An 861-nucleotide genomic window follows, 5' to 3' on the forward strand; every position below is an offset into this window, starting at 1 on the left:
GCCAAGTTCGACTTGGCGCTGGGCAAGTTGAACCTCGAGCCCGGGATGACGCTGCTGGACATCGGCTGCGGCTGGGGCGGGGCGATGAAACGGGCCGTGGAGAAATTTGACGTCAATGTCATCGGAATCACGCTGAGCCGCAACCAGTTTGAATACAGCAAGAACAAGCTGGCTGGATTGCCGACGAATCGCACCGTGGAGGTGCGGCTGCAGGGCTGGGAAGAGTTCGAGGACAAGGTCGACCGGATCGTCACCATCGGCGCCTTCGAGGCTTTCAAGATGGAGCGGTACGCCGCGTTCTTCGAACGCGCCTACAACATTCTTCCCGACGACGGCCGCATGTTATTGCATACCATTTTGACCTACACCCAGAAACAGCAGTACGAACGCGGCGTCTCCATCACGATGAATGATCTTCGATTCGCGCGCTTCATTGGCACTGAAATTTTCCCGGGCGGACAATTGCCGGCGCAGGAAGACATCTTCAGGTTCGCCGGCGAAGCGGGGTTCTCCGTGCAGCAGGTCCAATTGCTGCAGGAGCACTACGAGCGCACGCTCAATATCTGGGCGGCCAACCTGGAGGCCAACCGCGAGCAGGCGGTCGAGCTGCAGTCCGAAGAGGTCTACGGCCGCTACATGAAGTACCTGACCGGCTGCGCGAAGCTGTTCCGCCAGGGTTACACGGACGTCGACCAGTTCACGCTGGAAAAGTAGCGGTCCCCGGCCCCTCGCCACCTACTTCACGAGGGTGAACTGCCCGACATTGCTGATGCCCTTGCGGAAGAAGTTCTCACAGCCGGTCAGGTAGTGCATGTACTTGCCGTAGACCTCTTCGGACTGCAGCTCGACCGCCTGCTCGCG

2 protein-coding genes are annotated in these 861 nt (G+C 59.8%); one reads left to right on the plus strand and one right to left on the minus strand.

Annotated elements, in window-relative coordinates; all coding sequences use genetic code 11:
- Positions 1-714, plus strand: a 714-nt coding sequence (locus tag A5713_RS07860; RefSeq protein WP_068094301.1) for a cyclopropane mycolic acid synthase family methyltransferase, incomplete at its 5' end; no start/stop codon positions are given.
- A gap of 21 nt (positions 715-735) precedes the next feature.
- Here the strand turns inward: A5713_RS07860 and A5713_RS27415 are convergent.
- The coding region (locus tag A5713_RS27415; protein ID WP_197516331.1) for a class I SAM-dependent methyltransferase at positions 736-861 on the minus strand (126 nt) is incomplete at its 5' end.

The organism is Mycobacterium sp. E2497, assembly GCF_001668695.1.
Lineage (GTDB): Bacteria > Actinomycetota > Actinomycetes > Mycobacteriales > Mycobacteriaceae > Mycobacterium.